Here is a 17,662-nt window from a genome sequence, read left to right on the forward strand (position 1 = left end):
GGCTATTGCTGCAGTTCCTGCGGCGGTTCCCGTGAAGGAACCTTGTATTCCTCGACCTTGTCGCCGCGCGTCACGATCACCGTCTTGAATTTCGGCTTGTCCTCATCCTTCGTCATCGCGTTGACGAGCGAGGCGGCGCTCGCCTGCGCGTTTGCGGCAACCGACCCTCCGAAGGAGGAGATGGTCGTAAGCCCGCCTTTGCTGGCGCTGGCGTCGGCCGCGGAACGCAAGGACAGCGACAAGGAGCCGACGGTGCGAGCGAGCGCCACTTTCTGCGCCCCTTCATTGGTCACCTCGAGGGTCACGGAATTGGCGACCTGCGGCTCGGTCTTGCGTTCGTCGGCGCCCTGTCCGACCGAAAGCACCTTGGCGTCGGACACGACGATCTCGGACGTAACGGTCGAGCCGGCGGCGCCCTGCGCATTCTTGGACACTTCCTGGATATCCCCTGCGTCGCGCGTCAGCACGACGTCGACGCGGTCTCCCGGCGTGATGAAGCCGCCGACGCCGGCGATCTCATCGGTACGGATGGTGACGGCCCGCATTCCCGGCGACAGCATGTTGGAAAGGGTGGCGCGGCCGTTTGGCCCCGACAGCTTGGCGAGCAGCACCGGTTCGTTGACCTCGATCGGCGACAGCACCACCCGGCTGCCGTCCGCAAGCAGTTTGTCGATGGTCGGGAAAGCGCCCTGCGGCAGGGAATCTTGCGGCCACGGAATCTCGGCGAGCTGCGGCCGTCCGAGCTCCATGCCGTAGCGCAGCGGCGCTTGAGCCACCACGATGGTCTTGAACTCGACCTTGGGTTGCTGCGGGGCTTCGACCGTGACGACCTTGACCTCGGGCTGAGCCTTCGCCTGGCTCTTGACCCAGAAATCCGCCGCAAAGATCGAGATCGCGCCGAAAACGGCGGCGATGCCGATCATGGGTATGGCCCTGCCCCTCACAACGAAACCCCTGACGCCCGTGGTCTTTTGTTGGTTGGGCCTCACGCTAGGCATTAATGTTAAAGAATAAGGAACACCGGGCCTCACGGACCGCCCTATTTCGGCCGGCTTGGTTATCGAATGGTTTTGGAATAAGAGACAGTTTGATCCCTGAACGGAACAGGAACTCGTTCGCCCGTCAAAAGCGTGGCAGTATCGAGACGTGATTCGCATTACCGGACGCTAGGCCCAGCATGGACGACAGCAACGACCTCTTCGGCAAGATGGAAAAGCCGGCACAGCCGGTGCGCGCGCCCTCGCGCCCGGCCGATCCGCTGGTTCAGGCCGCGAAGCGCTCGACCGCCGCCCGTGATGGCAGCGAGGGCTACAGCGCCGCCGACATCGAGGTTCTGGAAGGGCTGGAACCGGTACGCCGCCGTCCGGGCATGTATATCGGCGGCACCGACGACAAGGCGATGCATCACCTGTTCGCCGAGGTCATCGACAATTCGATGGACGAGGCGGTGGCCGGTCACGCCACTTTCATCGACGTCGAGCTTTCCGCCGACGGCTTCCTGACCGTCACCGACAACGGCCGCGGCATCCCGGTCGATCCGCATCCGAAATTCAAGAAGCCGGCGCTCGAAGTCATCATGACGACGCTGCATTCGGGCGGCAAGTTCGACTCCAAGGTCTACGAGACTTCCGGCGGCTTGCACGGCGTCGGCGTTTCGGTCGTCAACGCGCTGTCCGACCACCTCGAGGTCGAGGTCGCGCGGGGTCGTCAGCTCTACCGCCAGCGTTTTTCCCGCGGCGTCCCGGTCAGCGGTCTTGAGCATCTCGGCGAGGTCCACAATCGCCGCGGCACCAGGACCCGCTTCCATCCCGACGAGCAGATTTTCGGCAAGGGCGCCGCCTTCGAACCGGCGCGGCTTTACCGCATGACGCGCTCGAAGGCCTATCTGTTCGGCGGCGTCGAGATCCGCTGGACCTGCGATCCGTCGCTGATCAAGGACAAGGACCAGACGCCGGCCAAGGCCGAGTTCCATTTCCCAGGCGGCCTGAAGGACTATCTCAAGGCGACGCTCGGCGACGAATTCCAGGTCACGCGCGAGGTCTTCGCCGGCAAAGGCGACAAGCAGGGCGGCCACGGTTCGCTCGAATGGGCGGTGACCTGGTTCGGCGGCGACGGTTTCCTCAACTCCTATTGCAACACCATTCCGACCCCAGAAGGCGGCACGCATGAGGCCGGCTTCCGCAATGTACTGACGCGCGGGCTGCGCGCTTATGCCGACCTGATCGGCAACAAGCGCGCCTCGATCATCACCACCGACGACGTGATGATCTCGGCCGCCGGCATGCTGTCGGTGTTCATCCGCGAGCCGGAATTCGTCGGCCAGACCAAGGACAGGCTGGCGACGATCGAGGCGATGCGCATCGTCGAAAACGCCCTTCGCGACCCGTTCGACCACTGGCTGGCCGACAATCCGCAGGAAGCCTCGAAGCTTCTGGAGTGGGTCATCGCGCGCGCCGATGAGCGCGTGCGCCGCCGCCAGGAAAAGGAAGTCTCGCGCAAGAGCGCGGTGCGCAAGCTGCGCCTTCCGGGCAAGCTCGCCGACTGCACGCAGAACGCCGCCGCCGGCGCCGAGATCTTCATCGTCGAGGGTGACTCGGCCGGCGGCTCGGCCAAGCAGGCGCGCGACCGCGCCAGCCAGGCGGTGCTGCCGCTGCGCGGCAAGATCCTCAACGTCGCCTCCGCCGGCAACGACAAGCTCGCCGCCAACCAGCAGATTTCCGACCTGATCCAGGCGCTCGGTTGCGGCACGCGCTCGAAATACCGCGACGAGGACCTGCGCTACGACCGCGTGATCATCATGACCGACGCCGACGTCGACGGCGCGCACATCGCTTCGCTGTTGATCACCTTCTTCTATCAGGAGATGCCGAACCTGATCCGCGGCGGCCATCTCTACATGGCCGTGCCGCCGCTCTATTCGATCAGGCAGGGCGGCAAGGTCGGCTACGCCCGCGACGACGCGCACAAGGACGAATTGCTGCGCACCGAGTTCACCGGGCGCGGCAAGGTCGAGATCGGCCGCTTCAAGGGCCTGGGCGAGATGATGGCCTCGCAGCTCAAGGAGACCACGATGGATCCGAGGAAACGCACGCTTCTGAGGGTCGATGTGATCGACGCCGAGCAGGCCACCAAGGATGCCGTCGACGCGCTGATGGGCACCAAGCCCGAGGCGCGCTTCCGCTTCATCCAGGAACGTGCCGAATTCGCCGAGGCGGACGTGCTGGATATCTGATCGCCTGCTGGTCCATAACAGTCTCCGGCACGGAGAACCGATGTGACCTGGACGCGGTTGAAAGAGCTTGTCGAGACGCCGCTGAGCGGCCTGACGCAGCCGACCCGTTCGGACTGGATTTTTGCCCTGCGCACGGTTTCGGCCGGACTGATCGCGCTGCTTGTCGCCTACGCGCTGAAGCTCGACCATCCGCAATGGGCGATGATGACGGTGTTCATCGTCGCGCAACCAGTCGCCGGCATGGTGCTGGCAAAGGGCTTCTACCGGCTGCTCGGCACTCTGGCCGGCGGCTTGGCCGCGGTCGGCATCACATTCCTGTCCGGCGCCAATCCCTGGGTGCTGGTCACTATCCTGGCGCTCTGGATCGGCATCTGCACGCTTGTATCCTCGCTGCTGCGCAACCCGGAGGCCTATGGCGCGGCGCTTGCCGGCTACACGGCGATGATCATCAGCCTGCCGGCGCTCGGACAGCCGCATATCGTCGTCGACCTTGCGATCGCGCGCTGCGCGGAAATCGTGCTCGGCATCGTCTGCGCCGGCGTCACCAGCCGGCTGATCCTGCCGAAGCTCGCGGCCGACGCCATCATTTCCAGGTTGAAGCGCAGCATCCTCGATCTCGCCGAATATGCCGGCGGCGCCTTTTCCGGCGGCGATCCGGCAAGCCTCGCCGCGCTTCAGCGCAAGCTGATCACCGATGCTCAGACGCTCGCCGAAATGCGCACCTACGCGCGCCTGGAGGCGCCGAGCTTCGCCACGCGCGCACACCCGGTGCGGCGCACGATCGGTCAGCTTCTATGGGCGCTTTCGGCGGCGCGCGCGCTGCACAGCCACCGCAGGCCGAAGAACGCGGCGCTCATTCCCATGCGCAGCGAATTGAAAGCCTTCGTCGGCGAGCTGGCGGCGACGCCCGGCGCGCTCGACGACACGGCCCCCTGGGTGGCCCGGCTTGACGCGATCGCGGGCAAGGCCAGGGAGATGCCCGACCTGCCCAAGGATACCGGCCCGAACGATAGCGGCCCCGACGATAGTGGCGAAGACAAGGTCGGCACCATCACCCGCCTGACCATTGCCGGCGATTTCGCCGAGGCGCTGAAGCAGGTGATGCGCGGCCTTGACGCGCTTCGCTCGCCTGTCTCGCGGAAGTCGAGCGAGCGAGCCCAGCCGGCGCTGGTCGTCCACCGCGACTATCAGGCCGCATGGCGCAACGCCGTGCGCGCGGCGCTCGCGACCTTGCTCGTGGCGATCTTCTGGCTGACGACCAAATGGTCGGAAGCGGCCGGCACCGTCATCCTCGTCGCCGTCGTCTCCAGCCTGTTCGCGGCGCGCCCTGATCCCGTGCAATCCGCCTTGGGCTTCTTCACCGGAACGCTGATCGCGCTGCCTTTTGCCTTCCTGGTCGGCCAGGTCGCGCTGCCGGCGCTGCCCGGCTTCGGCTGGTTCACGCTCTTCGTCGTGCCGATCATGGTGCCCGCGGCGCTCGGCATGGCCAATCCCCGCCATGTCGGCGTCGCCACCGCTTTCGCCATCAACTTCCTCGCCTTCCTCAGCCCGCATCAGCAGATGATCTACGATCCCGGGCCGTTCTTCGCCGGCTCGGCCTCGATCCTGGTCGGCATCCTGATTGCCATCGGCGTCTTCATCGTCGTGCTGCCCGCCGATCCCTGGGGCACCGTGGAGCGCATCTCGCAGGCGATGCGCGAGGATCTGGCGCGGCTTTGCCTGCATGAGCGCATTCCCCGGCGCTCGGCCTTCGAAAGCCTCGCCTATGACCGGATCAACCAGTTGATGCCGCAGGTGCAGCAGACCGGCCGCAAGGGCGATCCCATTCTTGGCGGAAGCATCGCCGCCGTCACCGTCGGGCTGGAGGTGCTGCGGCTGCGCCACGCGCAACTGAACTCCACCGTCCCGCACGAAACAGTCGAGTCCATCGGCAACTTCCTGCGCGGCCTGGCGCGCGAATTGCTGTTCAGGCGGCCGGGTGAGCCACAGACCGCGACCGTCGCGGTGGCGAGGCAATATGCGGCCAGCATCGCCCAGCGCAGCGACCGGCTCGACATGCTGCAGATCGCCGCCTCGCTGCGCATCATCGCCGCGGCGATGGAGGATTACCCGGATTTCTTTGCGAAGGGTCGCGCTTGAACCATTCGGGCGTATCGCGTTTCAGGTCGGACCGTTTCGGAATGGTTCCTTGATAACTGGTCGACACTTTATAGGGTGACACATGGCGCTCAAACGGATGGACAACATAGGAATCGTCGTCGAGGACCTCGACGCGACGATTGATTTCTTTCGCGAGCTCGGCCTCGAGTTCGAGGGGCGCGCCATGATCCAGGGAGAATGGGCCGGACGTGTCACCGGCCTCGGCGATCAGCACGTCGAGATTGCGATGATGCGCACGCCGGACGGTCACAGCCGGCTCGAGCTGTCCCGCTTCATCAAGCCGCCTGTCGTCGCCGATCACCGCAACGCGCCGGTGAACGCCCTGGGCTATCTCCGCGTCATGTTCGCCGTGGACGATATCGACGAGACGCTTGAGAGGCTTCGCAAGCGCGGCGCCGAGCTCGTCGGCGAAGTGGTCCGGTATCAGGACGTGTATCGGCTCTGCTACATCCGCGGGCCTGAAGGGCTTCTCATCGGCCTCGCCCAGGAGCTCGGATGAGCCTTGAACATGCGCTTTAGGCCGCTGCGATGGCCAATGCATGCCCGCGCGCATTTTCCCGCAGGGCGTCGAGGTGGATCGACTTAACCAGCCCGGCAAGATCGCCCTCGGCCGATTGGCCTCCGAGTTCCTTCAGCATCAGCCAGCTCACTTCCTGCACGCCGGCGACACGCCGGCCGTTGGCGACCTCGCGCCATACTTTCAGCGCGCGCAGGATTATGCCATGCGTCGCCGGCGCAAGTCCGGCGCTGCGGAACAGCGCCTGCAGCGCAACGTCATGCCCGCCGGCGAGAAGCGCCGTCACCCGCTGCTCGGACTGCTGGGCCAAAGCCACCAGCGTCGAGCCGAAGAAGTCCACCTTGCCATGCGCGATGGTGCGGATGATGAAACTTGCCGTGAGGTCGCCGCGCAGTCTCAGATGCTCGATCAGCGCGGCATGCTCTTCCATGCGCGTCCCCTCGATCAGCGTGACCGAGGCTTTCACGCAGGCGTCGCGCATCACGCGATCGGCGCGCGCCGCCCCCATCATCGCCAGCACCAGCGGCGAACCTTTCAGGGTCTCGCCGAGCTTGACCAAAAGCATGTGCCGGCAATCGGCGGGCAGGCGCTGATCGGCAATCAGCGCCTCGCGCACCAGCGGCAGTTGGCCGTGGCGCTCGGCCATGCGGCGGAAACTCAGCGAAGCGATCTCGGCGCCGCTGTTGCCGACCAGCGCGGCACAGGCTTCCGGCTCCCCGATCTCGGCGATCGCCGCCGCCAGCGACATCGAGACGACCGGACGGTTGGCGATCAGCTTTTGCGTCGCCTTCTGGCCACAGGCGACGCGTTCGACCAGATCGGCATCGGTAAGCAGCGGCGAACGCGCCAGCACCAGCGCCGCCACTTCCGGCTGGTCGGCAGCCAGGGCGCTGATCACCTGCGGCGGCGCGTGATGGCTCATCGACAGCGCCTCGGCAAGCGCCTGGCGAACCTTGGAGGAAGCGTCGTCCAGAAGCAGCGTGAGGGCCGCCTCGGCGGCGCAGCGGTCCTCGAACGGCAGATCGGAATTGACATAGGCGCGCGCCAGCGCGCTCGCGGCGGCGGCCCGCTCGGAAACCCTTGCCGTATCAATCCACTTTAGAAAGTGCGAAACAACCATACCGACCAGCTACGCCCTCGCCGGAATATTTCCGGCCCCGTTGTGAACGGTAGGCCGGAAATGGTTTACGAACGGTTCACCATGTTTCTTAACCGGCTTGATGGCAGCGCGGCCAACGCCTATCAAGCACGGGCATTGGAGGAGATCGAACCATGGCCGGGCTTTATCTGGAAGAGTTTGTCGTCGGCCATGTCTTTCGCCACACGCTGCGCAAGACGGTGACCGAGAGCGACAACATGCTGTTTTCGGTGATGACGCTGAATCCGCAGCCTCTGCACATCGATTTCGACTTCGCCGCGAAAACCGAATGGGGCAAGCCGCTGGTGAATTCGCTGTTCACGCTCGGCCTGATGATCGGCATTTCGGTGAACGACATAACCGTCGGCACCACTGTCGCCAATCTCGGCATGAAGGAAACGGTGTTCCCACACCCCGTCTTCCACGGCGACACCATCCGGGTGGAGACCACGGTCGTCTCGTTGCGCGAATCCAAGTCGAAGCCTGATCGCGGCATCGTCGAGTTCGAGCACCGCGCCTACAATCAGAATGATGTTCTCGTCGCCAGATGCACAAGGCAGGCGATGATGCTGAAAAAGGCGGCCTGATGCGCTCGCTGCTGTTCGTGCCCGGCGATTCCGAGCGGAAGCTGGAAAAAGGGTTTGGCGCCGGCGCCGACGTGGTCATCGTCGATCTCGAGGATTCCGTTGCCGCCGCCAACAAGAGTGCGGCACGCGACGTTGCGGCGCGCTTCATCTCCAGCCAAAAGCAGCAGACGAGCTCCGCCATCTACGTCCGGGTCAACGACCTGTCCACCGGCTTTACCGACGCCGACCTCGCGGCGCTCGTCCCTGCGAAGCCCGACGGCATCATGCTGCCGAAGTCGAACAGCGGGCAGGACGTCCAGCAACTGGCGGTGAAGCTTCGGGTGCATGAAGCCGAAAGCGGGCTGCCGGACGGCGGCATCAAAATCCTGCCGATCATCACCGAAACCGCGACGGGCGTGCTGGCAGCGGCCAGCTATGCCGGAACGAGCGCGCGGCTCGCCGGCGTGACCTGGGGCGCCGAGGACTTGTCGGCCGCGATCGGCGCGCGCACGACCCGCGACGAGAGCGGCTGCTACACCGACGTGTTTCGCCTGGCGCGCGCCATGACCATCCTGGCGGCAAGCGCTGCGGAAGTCGCTGCCATCGACACCGTCTTTCCCGATTTCCGCGACATGGCCGCCTTCGAGAAGGAATGCCGCGAGGCCGAGCGCGACGGCTTCACGGGCAAGATGGCGATCCATCCGGCGCAGGTGCCGGTCATCAACGCCGCCTTCACGCCGTCCGCTGAAGCGGTCGGGCTATCGCAGGCGATCGTCGACGCCTTCGCGGCGGCGGGAAACCCGGGCGTCGTCGGCATCGGCGGCAAGATGTACGACCGGCCGCATCTGCGGCTGGCCGAACGGCTGCTCGCGCGCGCCAGGGCCGCAGGCGTATCCGCCTGACCGCTACCAGACCATCGGGATCAGTTTGTAGCGAACGCGCGCGGCGTAATCGTCATAGCCCCGCAGGCCGGTCCGCAAGGTCTTTTCCTCGATGAAGGTGCGGATGGCGAGCAGGACGATGAAGACGAGCACCGATGCCAGCCCCCACCAGGAGCCGAGAAGCAGCGCCGTGCCGGCGAAATAGAGTATGGCGCCCGCATACATAGGGTGGCGGACATAGGCGTACGGCCCGGTGGTGATCACCTTCTGCCCGCGCTCGTCCTGGATCTTCACGACAGGCGCCGCGAAGCTGTTTTCCAGCATTGTGAGATAGCAGATCCAGATGCCGACGAGCAGGATCAGCATGCCGATCGCCTGCACCCAGACGGGAGCTGCCGACCAGCCGAAACGGGCATCGAATCCCATCAGGGCCAGCCAGGCGAAGATGCCGAGCAGCAATATGCTCAGCAGGATCTTGTCGGCCCCTGTCTGGGTCTTCTGGATCGGGGGACGGAGGCGTTCATTCATCAGGCCTGGATCGCGCCGGGCCAGTGCCACCCCCATGGTAAGACTCAGCCCGACCATCACGACCATGTACACCCAGGCGCCGATCCAGTGCAGGGTGCCGGCCGACAGGAACAGCAGCACGCCCATGACGCCGAACCATATGAATGTCTGGAAAACCAACCTCGAGATCATGACCAACCTTCCGTGACGTGCCCCCGCCGCTATTGGTCGAATCCGACCAGTGGTCTATTATACCGACCGACGGTCTACTCTCAAGTGCAATCGGCGCCGGGCATCTGGACGAAAACGGCCGCCGCGTGCACAAGGTTTCGTCATGCCACGTATCATCAAGCACCCGGAGCTTAGGCGAGAAGAGCTGCTGGACCATGCCCAGGCACTGTTCCTGACACATGGCTACGACAGAGCGAGCCTCAACGACGTCATCGCCGCCGCCGGCATCTCGAAGGGCGCCTTCTATCACTACTTCGCCTCCAAGGAGGCCCTGCTGGAGGCGCTCGCCGAGCGTTTCGCAAGGCAAGCGCTCGCCGGCGTTCAGGATGTGCTCCGCGATCCGGCGCTCGATCCGCTTGGACGCCTCAATGCCTTGCTCGCGAAGTCACGGCAGGCCAAGGTCGAGACCGCGGCGGAAGCCTGGGCGCTGTTCGAGACAATGTTCCGGCCCGAAAACCTGGTGCTGTTTCACCGCATCAACCTGGCGGCCAGCGCGGCCTTTTCGCCCTTGCTGGTCGAAATCATCAGGCAGGGTGTCGAGGACGGGACGTTCCGCACCTTCGATCCGGAAGGCGTCGCCGACATCGTCATGCAATTCGGCATGGCCACGCACGATGTGATCGCCAAGGCATTCGCCGGCGGCAGCGATGCCGATATGGACATTGCGATCGAAACCCTGGAAAGGCGCGTCAGGCTCTACGAGATCGCGCTCGACCGCATTCTGGGGCTTCCCGACGGCAGCATCCGGATCGGCGAGCCTGGCTATGTCCGTGCCGTCATGACGGCGCGTCGCGCTAATCCTTCCGTCGGCACGGATGCACGGCCTTCGAAGAATCGTTAGCCAGGCCGCGCTTCTTTGCAGCGTCCGTAGATCGCGCTACCCGGCCCAGGGGCCGGCATAGTCTGCATAGAGCTTTGCCGGATCGGGCCGCGGCCGCTCCGGCGCCGGCCCCTGGTACGAGCCGATATGGACGAAGCCGACGACGCGCTCCTGCGGCGACAGCCCGAGGATCGCCCTGCCCTCGGCGACGTCGGAGTACCAGTTGCTGATCATGTTGGTGCCATAGCCGAGCGCGTTGGCCGCGATCATCAGGTTCATCGCCGCCATGCCGCCCGACAGGAACATCTCCCATTGCGGGATCTTCGGATTTTCCTTCGGCACCGACACGACGCCGATTACCAGCGGCGCGCGCGAGAAGCGCGCCAGCTCCTGGTTGCGCCGGCCTTCCGGCAACGGCCCCTCGCGCTGCTCGGCAAGTGCGGCCAGCTTCCTGCCGATCTCGATGCGCGCCTCGCCGCGATAGAGGATGAAGCGCCAGGGCTCCAGCCTGCCGTGGTCGGGAACGCGCGAGGCCGCCGCGATCATCGTCGCGATCTCGGCGTCGCTCGGCGCCGGTTCCTTGAGGTCGGGGATCGGCGCGGAATTGCGGGTGAGCAGGAAATCGATGATCGGCGACGCCATGGGCGCAAGTCTCCTGGAAGGCATTCGATTTTGAGCTGAAGCACGCCATCGGGAGGTCGGGCGGCTCGGGCGGTGGCGTTTTGCGCCGGATAAGAAGCAGCCGAAGGAAAGCAGCGCGCTCCTAGGCCTTGAAATTGCCACCGCCTTGGGCTTCAACGCAAGGCATGTTTGAGGGGACTCTGCGCCTTTTCGTGATCGCACTCGTCGCTGCGTTGTTCGCGGTGCCGGTTTCCTTCGCGTTGGCCCAGAACGCCAACGATGTCGGCGACCTCAAGCTTCCAGGCATTTCGAGCTACGCGACGCCGAAGGCGGAAGGACCGCTGTCGCTTGGCAGTGGCGGCGCCGTCACCCTGTCGGCCCAGCTGACCGACAAGGGCGCGGACATCTCCCGCGGCATCGTCTGGCGCGTCTTCAAGCCGGAACCGACCGGCGACGGCAAACTGCCGATGGTGGCGTCCGCCCATGGCGGCACGGCTGTTTTCCAGCTCGCCCCCGGCAGCTATCTCGTCCATGCCTCCTATGGGCGCGCCGGCGCCACCAAGCGCATCACCGTCGGCAAGGAAGCCAAGCGCGAAAGCCTTGTGCTCGATGCCGGCGGCCTGAAGCTCGACGCGGTGACGTCCGGCGGCGCCCCGATCCAGTCGAAGAAATTGCGCTTCTCGATCTATGAAGGCGAGGCCGCGGCCAATGGCGACCGCGCGCTGATCGCCCCTGACGTCGCGCCGAACACCGTGGTGCGGCTGAATGCCGGCACCTACCATGTCGTGTCCACCTACGGCGCGGTCAACGCCGTCATCCGCTCGGACATCCGTGTCGAGGCCGGCAAGCTGACCGAGGCGACCGTCGAGCACCGTGCCGCCGAGCTGACGATGAAGCTGGTGCGCGAGCCCGGCGGCGAAGCCATCGCCGACACGTCCTGGTCGCTGCTCAACGAAAGCGGCGATCCGATCAAGGAAGCGGTCGGCGCCTTCGCCTCGATGGTGCTGGCCGAGGGCCAGTACACCATCATCGCCAAGAACCGCGACCGCATCTACCAGAAGGACTTCACGGTCGTCGCCGGCCAGAACCAGGAAATCGAGGTTGTGGCCAACGAATCGGCCGCCATCGATCCCAACGAAGGCGCCGATTAGAGCGTTTCACCGTTTCACGGAAACGGCGAACCGCTCTATCTCTTTGTTTTTACGCAATTCCAGACGGAAAACCGCCCACTCTTTTCCTGGAATTGCTCTAATCTCGTTAGTCAGGCCGCCTTGCGCATCCGCTTGGGCAGGAACGGCACGCGGCCACGCGGTGCGGCCGGGATCGCCAGGTCGAAGACCGCGCGGTAGAGTCGGTCGAGCAGCGCTTTGCGCTCGCGCAGCTGTTCGAGGTCGCTCCATCTCAGCACGTCGCCTATCCGCACCTCGATTGTCCTGCCTGACAGGCGTGCGAACTCGCGGATGAGCAGGGAAAGACGCAGCGTCAACGATGCCTTGCCGATGAACTTGGCCACGCGGTTGTCGCGCTCGGCCATGTTCATCGGACCGCTGACGAGGTGGAACAGACGCCCGTTCTGGCCGGAAAAGTGCATCGGGATGACAGAGGCCTTGGCCTCCTGAACCAGCTTGGCCGGAAACATCTTCCATGGCAGGTCGATGGCGCGGCCAAAGACCTTGGGCGCCGTGGCGACACCGCCAGCGGGAAAGATCACGATGGTGACGCCTTCCTTCAACAGCCGCACCGCTTCATGGCGCACCGCCATATTGTTCTTCAGCGCCTCTTTAGTTTCGGAAAAGTCGATCGGCAGCGAATAGGGCTCCATCTCGCGGATCCGGAGCAGATCCTTGTGGATCATGACCCGGAACGGCCGACCGAGCTGCTCGACAAGCGACAGCACCGCAATACCGTCGCCGATGCCGAAGGGATGGTTCGCGACGATGACCAGCGGCGTGTCCGGCAACTCCGCCGGCGGCCATTGCACGGCGTTGCGGACCTTGACGTCGATCAATTCCAGCATGCGGCTGAACACGCGGTCGCCGGTCGGCACCACGTGGCGGCGCCAGAAATCGTAAAGCACGGCGAAGCGGTCGCGGCCCGACAGGCCCTCGACGGAATGGATGAACCAGCGCGTCAGCACCGGCTGATGCGGGTTGGCGTAGGACAGCTCGGGGAAACGTCTTTCCCGCAGTTTCAATTTGAGCATGGCGGTTGGTTACAAGGCAGGCGTGACAGGCGTGTGAAAATGGCGGTGGACACGCCACCGCCATTCAGAAAGTGCCGCTATGTCAGGCGGCGCGGCGCTTGCGGTCGGGCGAAACCGCTTCATCGCAAAGCTGCTTCACCGCATCGTCGAGCTTCAGCGATTCCTGGTCGCGGGAGCCCAGCCGGCGGATATTGACGGTTTCCTCTTCGGCTTCGCGCTTGCCGCAGACGAGGATGACCGGCACCTTGGCCAGGGAATGCTCGCGCACCTTGTAATTGATCTTCTCGTTGCGCAGATCGGTCTCGGCCAGCAGCCCCGCGGCCTTCAGCCGCTCGACGACCTTGATGGCGTATTCGTCCGCATCCGAGGTGATCGTCGCCACCACCACCTGCAGCGGCGCGAACCACAGCGGGAAATGGCCGGAATAGTTCTCGATCAGGATGCCGAGGAACCGCTCCATCGAGCCGCACACCGCGCGATGCACCATCACCGGCTGCTTCTTCTCCGAATCCGAGCCGATATAGAAGGCGCCGAAACGTTCTGGCAGGTTGAAGTCGACCTGCGTGGTGCCGCATTGCCATTCGCGGCCGATGGCGTCCTTCAGCACATATTCGAATTTCGGCCCGTAAAAGGCGCCCTCGCCCGGATTGATCGAGGTCTTGATGCGGTTGCCGGAGCGCGTGCGTATCGTCTCCAGCACGTTGCTCATGATCGCTTCGGCATGGTCCCAGGCCTCGTCGGTGCCGACGCGCTTGTCCGGGCGCGTCGACAGCTTCACGCTGACCTCGTCGAAGCCGAAATCGGCATAGGTCGACAGGATCAGGTCGTTGATGCGCAGGCATTCGGCCGCGAGCTGCTCCTCGGTGCAGAAGATATGCGCGTCGTCCTGCGTGAAGCCGCGCACGCGCATCAGCCCGTGCAGCGCGCCGGACGGCTCGTAGCGATGCACATTGCCGAACTCCGCAAGCTTGACGGGCAGTTCGCGGTAAGACTTCAACCCATGCTTGAAGATCTGCACATGGCCGGGACAGTTCATCGGCTTCAGCGCGAAGACGCGGTCGTCATCGGTATCGTCGCCGGCAACGGTGACCTTGAACATCGCATCGCGATACCAGCCCCAGTGGCCCGACGTCTCCCACAGGCTCTTGTCCAGCACCTGCGGCGCGTTGACTTCCTGATAGCCATGCTCGTCGAGGCGGCGGCGCATGTAGTTGATCAGGTTCTGCACCATCTTCCAGCCCTTGGCGTGCCAGAAGACAACGCCCGGCCCTTCTTCCTGGAAATGGAACAGATCCATCTCACGGCCGAGCTTGCGGTGGTCGCGCTTCTCGGCCTCTTCCAGCAGCGTCTGGTAGGCATCGAGCTGCGCCTGGTCGGCAAAGGCAGTGCCATAGATGCGCGTCAGCATCGGGTTGTTGGAATCGCCGCGCCAATAGGCGCCCGCCACCTTCATCAACTTGAAGGCATTGCCGATCTGCCCTGTCGAGGCCATGTGCGGACCGCGGCAGAGATCGAACCAGTCGCCCTGCGCGTAGATCTTGAGATCCTGGTCTTCCGGAATGGCGTCGATCAGCTCGAGCTTGTAGCGCTCGCCCTTGTCGGAAAAGACCTTCTTCGCCTTCTCGCGCGACCAGACTTCCTTGGTGAACGGCTTGTTGCGCGCGATGATCTCGCGCATCTTCTTCTCGATCACCGGGAAATCGTCCGGCGTGAACGGCTCGTTGCGCGCGAAGTCGTAATAGAACCCGTTCTCGATCACCGGCCCGATCGTCACCTGCGTTCCAGGCCACAGCTCCTGCACGGCCTCTGCCAGCACATGCGCCGTATCGTGGCGGATGAGCTCCAACGCGCGCGGATCCTCGCGGGTGATGATCTCGACCTTGCCGGACGTGCCGAGCGGATCGGAAAGATCGCGAACGGTGCCGTCGAGGCTGTAGGCGACGGCCTTCTTGGCCAGCGACTTGGAGATCGATTCGGCAAGACCCGCGCCGGTCAGCGCCGCGTCATATTCGCGGACGGAACCATCGGGAAATGTCAGGGAAACGGAATTCGGCATCAGGGTTCTCCTATCCAGTCCCGCAAACGAGCGCGGGTGGTGAAATGCAGGTCGCAGGATGCATTGCGGCATGCAGAGGTTTAGCCGGAGGCGCCAATCAAGGGGATGATGGCCAGCGGCGCGGTTTTAGAGGCAGTGCCGCGTCAGGTAAAGAGCGGCCGTCAGGAAATGTCGTGAGCGATGTCGCAGGCCAGTCGCGCAGGCTTGTGAACAAAGCGCGACGCAGCTTGTATAGCCGCATGGAAGACGCATCCCCCAGCCGAACCGCCCTGCGCGTCGCGCGCCTGAGGGCTCTTCATCAGTTCTCGCCGCAGGCAGAGCTGTTTCGCGATCCTTATGCGAGCGCAATCCTGGGCGATGCTGCGCCCGGCGCGCAGGAGCTGCAGCGGGAAGACGAACATGACCGTCGCATGCGGCTGTTCGTGGCGTCACGCGCCCGCCTCGCTGAGGATTGGCTGGCGGCAGCGGTGCGGAGCGGCATCCACCAGGTCGTGGTGCTCGGTGCCGGCCTCGACACCTTTTCGCTGCGCAATCCGTATCCGGACATCGCGGTGTTCGAGGTTGATCATCCGGCCACACAGGCCTGGAAGCGCCAACGTATCGCCGAGGCCGGTCTTGCCGAGCCGGCCGGCGTAACCTTCGTGCCGGTCAATTTCGAACGCCAGAGTCTGGCAGGGGAATTGGCGGCGGCGGGTTTGAAGCCGACCGAACCGGGCTTCTTCATCTGGCTGGGGGTCGTGCCCTATCTGACGCGCGACGCGATTTTTGCCACGCTTGCCTATATCGCCCACATCCCTGGCTCCGAAGTGGTCTTCGACTACAGCGAACCGGCCGAGAACCGCGACGAGGCGGCTCGGGCAACGCTTGCCTTTTACGCGGCGCGTGTCGCGGCTATCGGCGAGCCCTGGATCAGTTTCTTCGATCCCATTGAGTTGGCGAAGTCCCTCACCGAGCTCGGCTTCGACGAAATCGAGGATCTCGAGAGCGGCGAGATCGCCGCGCGTTTTGCCAGGTCTCCCGCTACCGCCCGAAGCAATTCCGGCGGGCACATCTTGCGCGCCCGCCGCAGCGCCTGAGACCAACTACTTCACCAGTTGCGGCAGATCCTTCAGAAACGCCGCCCGCGTCGCCAGGCCCTTCGGCTTGTCGGTACGCTTGGCGTCGACGACCAGCCTGGCAAAGACGACGCGGCGGCCATTCTTCTCGGCCCAGCCGACGAACCAGCCGAGCGAGTGCTTGCCGTCCTGGCCGAGCCTGATGCTGCCGGTCTTGCCTTGCACGGTCCAGTCCCCTGCCGGGAAGATCGGCAGGATCGCCCTGGTCATCTCATGCGCCTTCGCCGACACCGGCATCTTGCCGGCGAGCAGTTGGCGCAGGAAAGCCGTCTGTTCGACCGGCGATATCTCGAGCGAGGAATTGATCCAGGATTGCGTCAGCCCGTTGTCCTTGCCGGCATCGCCCGAAACGTCCTTGTTGCCATAGCCGAATTTCGACACGTAGGAGGCGAACTTCTCCGCCCCGAGACGCCGCGTGACCTCGCGCGAGTACCAGACGATGGAATCGCGTTCCCAGACAGTCGGATCGACGGTCTTCTGGTCGCGCTTCGCCGCCTTGAACTCCGGCTTGTAGTCCCAGCTCGGCGTGTGCTGGTCGCTCAGGATGCCGGCATCGTAGCCGATCAGCGCGAGCGGCACCTTGAACGTCGAGGCCGGGCTGACGCGCTTGTCGCATTCGCCGTCCTGGTAAAGCGTCTCGCCGCTCTGTGAGTCCTGGACCAGCGTGCAGTGGATATCTTCGAGCGGCGCCGATTGCGCCCGCACCGGCAAACCCAGCATCCAGGCCAAAAGGAAGAGGACGATGGCAAAAATGAAGGGATAGCGGTCCATCTGGCGCATGGCGAAGTCACTCCGGAATGAGATTACGGCAGCGGCTTAGCGAGGCGACTTGTCTCGATTTTGTCTCAAATTCGCAGTGTTTGTGCAGCCTCGCGTTAACCCTACCAGATCGTAAAATTCGACGATCATGGTCGCTCGGTTATCAGACTTCGGCTTCGCCGCTCTTCTTGCCGATCCGCCAGTAGCGCCAGGGCATGAACCAGACATAGCGCTGGGCAAGTGTCTCCGGCACGCGGTCGATGCCGTGCGTTCCGAACGGCCCGCAGCGTGAGATTCGGAACAGCCCCATCCAGCCGCCGGCCCACAAGCCATGGCGGGCGATCGCCTCATGCACGTATTCGGAGCAGGTCGGCAGGTGCCGGCAGCTGTTGCCGACGAAGCCTGAGAGCGTCAGCTGATAGAGGCGCACGAGCGATGTGCCGAGCACGCGCCCGGGCGTCTTGCGCCATGGCCCCGGCCAGTTGCGCCCGCGCTGCACCGGCCGGACGCCATGTGTATGCCCGGAATGGTCGCCCATTGCTCCGCAGCCTGTTTCACTGCGCGATAGATGTGGGCTCCGACGCCGAAACGCAATGGATTTCACCCTCAAGGCCTCGAGCGCCGGATGGGATTGCTGCCGGTCCATGGGCGATGGTGAGAGGCAAGATCGCGACAGTTATGGTGGCCACCGCGCACGACTTCGCCGTGCCACTGGAAGGTCGCTATCCGTATCACGTCGCTGAAAATGGCCAGGAACTCGTTCATGGCAGGTCTCCTTCGAAACGGATTAGACTGCCGCTGGCCTTCCTTCTCAAACGAGTATAATTTCCGCTTCGGATAACTTGAGGTTATGCGA

17 protein-coding genes are annotated in these 17,662 nt (G+C 64.4%); 8 read left to right on the forward strand and 9 right to left on the reverse strand.

The annotated features are described in order from the left end of the window. Positions 1–2 precede the first annotated feature (2 nt). A complete protein-coding gene (gene cpaB / locus WDX12_RS29795; protein WP_434722999.1) occupies positions 3–923 on the reverse strand; it encodes a Flp pilus assembly protein CpaB in 921 nt (306 codons plus the stop codon). A 254-nt stretch (positions 924–1,177) separates the two neighbouring features. Here cpaB and parE point away from each other — a divergent pair, with 254 nt between their 5' ends. The 3 genes from parE (at position 1,178) to WDX12_RS29810 (ending at position 5,891) form a co-directional block, all read left to right on the forward strand. Next, positions 1,178–3,232: a DNA topoisomerase IV subunit B gene (parE, locus tag WDX12_RS29800; RefSeq protein ID WP_434723000.1), complete on the forward strand. Its 2,055-nt coding sequence runs from the start codon at positions 1,178–1,180 to the stop codon at positions 3,230–3,232. 42 nt (positions 3,233–3,274) lie between these two features. Next, complete coding sequence (locus WDX12_RS29805) at positions 3,275–5,371, forward strand: FUSC family protein (protein WP_320295505.1); 2,097 nt, start codon at positions 3,275–3,277, stop codon at positions 5,369–5,371. An 82-nt stretch (positions 5,372–5,453) separates the two neighbouring features. Continuing rightward, positions 5,454–5,891 (forward strand): VOC family protein, encoded by a 438-nt coding sequence (locus tag WDX12_RS29810; protein ID WP_434723001.1) that lies wholly within the window; start codon positions 5,454–5,456, stop codon positions 5,889–5,891. 16 nt (positions 5,892–5,907) lie between these two features. Here the strand turns inward: WDX12_RS29810 and WDX12_RS29815 are convergent, their stop codons facing one another. After that, positions 5,908–7,029 carry a DUF2336 domain-containing protein gene (locus tag WDX12_RS29815; protein WP_434723002.1) on the reverse strand — a complete coding sequence of 374 codons (1,122 nt, stop codon included), beginning with the start codon at positions 7,027–7,029 and terminating at the stop codon, positions 5,908–5,910. Between the two features lie 152 nt (positions 7,030–7,181). Between WDX12_RS29815 and WDX12_RS29820 the strand changes: the two genes are divergently transcribed. Together WDX12_RS29820 and WDX12_RS29825 are read left to right on the forward strand one after the other, a co-directional pair. Continuing rightward, complete coding sequence (locus tag WDX12_RS29820) at positions 7,182–7,634, forward strand: MaoC family dehydratase (RefSeq protein ID WP_320295502.1); 453 nt, start codon at positions 7,182–7,184, stop codon at positions 7,632–7,634. Then, the gene (locus WDX12_RS29825) at positions 7,634–8,515 is read left to right on the forward strand and encodes an HpcH/HpaI aldolase/citrate lyase family protein (RefSeq protein WP_434723003.1); all 882 of its coding nucleotides are present in this window, start codon (positions 7,634–7,636) and stop codon (positions 8,513–8,515) included. Before WDX12_RS29820 ends, WDX12_RS29825 begins: the two co-directional genes overlap by 1 nt. Positions 8,516–8,518: 3 nt before the next feature. Here the strand turns inward: WDX12_RS29825 and WDX12_RS29830 are convergent, their stop codons facing one another. Then, on the reverse strand, positions 8,519–9,193 hold the full coding sequence (locus WDX12_RS29830; protein ID WP_434723004.1) for a methyltransferase family protein: 675 nt from the start codon (positions 9,191–9,193) through the stop codon (positions 8,519–8,521). Positions 9,194–9,335: 142 nt separating this feature from the next. Here WDX12_RS29830 and WDX12_RS29835 point away from each other — a divergent pair, with 142 nt between their 5' ends. Continuing rightward, complete coding sequence (locus WDX12_RS29835) at positions 9,336–10,073, forward strand: TetR/AcrR family transcriptional regulator (RefSeq protein WP_434723005.1); 738 nt, start codon at positions 9,336–9,338, stop codon at positions 10,071–10,073. Between the two features lie 36 nt (positions 10,074–10,109). On the opposite strand, the gene WDX12_RS29840 is transcribed toward WDX12_RS29835, so the two are convergent. Continuing rightward, positions 10,110–10,694: a nitroreductase family protein gene (locus WDX12_RS29840; protein WP_434723006.1), complete on the reverse strand. Its 585-nt coding sequence runs from the start codon at positions 10,692–10,694 to the stop codon at positions 10,110–10,112. A 164-nt stretch (positions 10,695–10,858) separates the two neighbouring features. Here WDX12_RS29840 and WDX12_RS29845 point away from each other — a divergent pair, with 164 nt between their 5' ends. Then, a complete protein-coding gene (locus WDX12_RS29845) occupies positions 10,859–11,824 on the forward strand; it encodes a hypothetical protein (RefSeq protein ID WP_434723007.1) in 966 nt (321 codons plus the stop codon). A gap of 110 nt (positions 11,825–11,934) precedes the next feature. Here the strand turns inward: WDX12_RS29845 and WDX12_RS29850 are convergent, their stop codons facing one another. Beyond that, the gene (locus tag WDX12_RS29850; protein WP_434723008.1) at positions 11,935–12,876 is read right to left on the reverse strand and encodes a lysophospholipid acyltransferase family protein; all 942 of its coding nucleotides are present in this window, start codon (positions 12,874–12,876) and stop codon (positions 11,935–11,937) included. Positions 12,877–12,958: 82 nt separating this feature from the next. Beyond that, positions 12,959–14,932, reverse strand: coding sequence for a threonine--tRNA ligase (gene thrS / locus WDX12_RS29855; RefSeq protein WP_434723009.1), 1,974 nt, complete (start codon positions 14,930–14,932; stop codon positions 12,959–12,961). 173 nt (positions 14,933–15,105) lie between these two features. On the opposite strand from thrS, the gene WDX12_RS29860 reads away from it, so the two are divergent. Beyond that, positions 15,106–16,008 carry an SAM-dependent methyltransferase gene (locus tag WDX12_RS29860; RefSeq protein WP_434723010.1) on the forward strand — a complete coding sequence of 301 codons (903 nt, stop codon included), beginning with the start codon at positions 15,106–15,108 and terminating at the stop codon, positions 16,006–16,008. Between the two features lie 6 nt (positions 16,009–16,014). On the opposite strand, the gene blaOXA is transcribed toward WDX12_RS29860, so the two are convergent. The 3 genes from blaOXA to WDX12_RS29875 form a co-directional block, all read right to left on the reverse strand. Further along, positions 16,015–16,827, reverse strand: coding sequence for a class D beta-lactamase (blaOXA, locus tag WDX12_RS29865; RefSeq protein ID WP_434723011.1), 813 nt, complete (start codon positions 16,825–16,827; stop codon positions 16,015–16,017). A gap of 142 nt (positions 16,828–16,969) precedes the next feature. Continuing rightward, positions 16,970–17,344, reverse strand: a complete 375-nt coding sequence (gene yidD, locus WDX12_RS29870) for a membrane protein insertion efficiency factor YidD (protein ID WP_434723012.1) — start codon at positions 17,342–17,344, stop codon at positions 16,970–16,972. A 68-nt stretch (positions 17,345–17,412) separates the two neighbouring features. Continuing rightward, positions 17,413–17,571: a hypothetical protein gene (locus WDX12_RS29875; RefSeq protein ID WP_434723013.1), complete on the reverse strand. Its 159-nt coding sequence runs from the start codon at positions 17,569–17,571 to the stop codon at positions 17,413–17,415. Positions 17,572–17,662: the final 91 nt, after the last annotated feature.

The sequence above is a fragment of the Mesorhizobium sp. RIZ17 genome (genome assembly GCF_051127865.1).
Classification (GTDB): domain Bacteria; phylum Pseudomonadota; class Alphaproteobacteria; order Rhizobiales; family Rhizobiaceae; genus Mesorhizobium; species Mesorhizobium humile.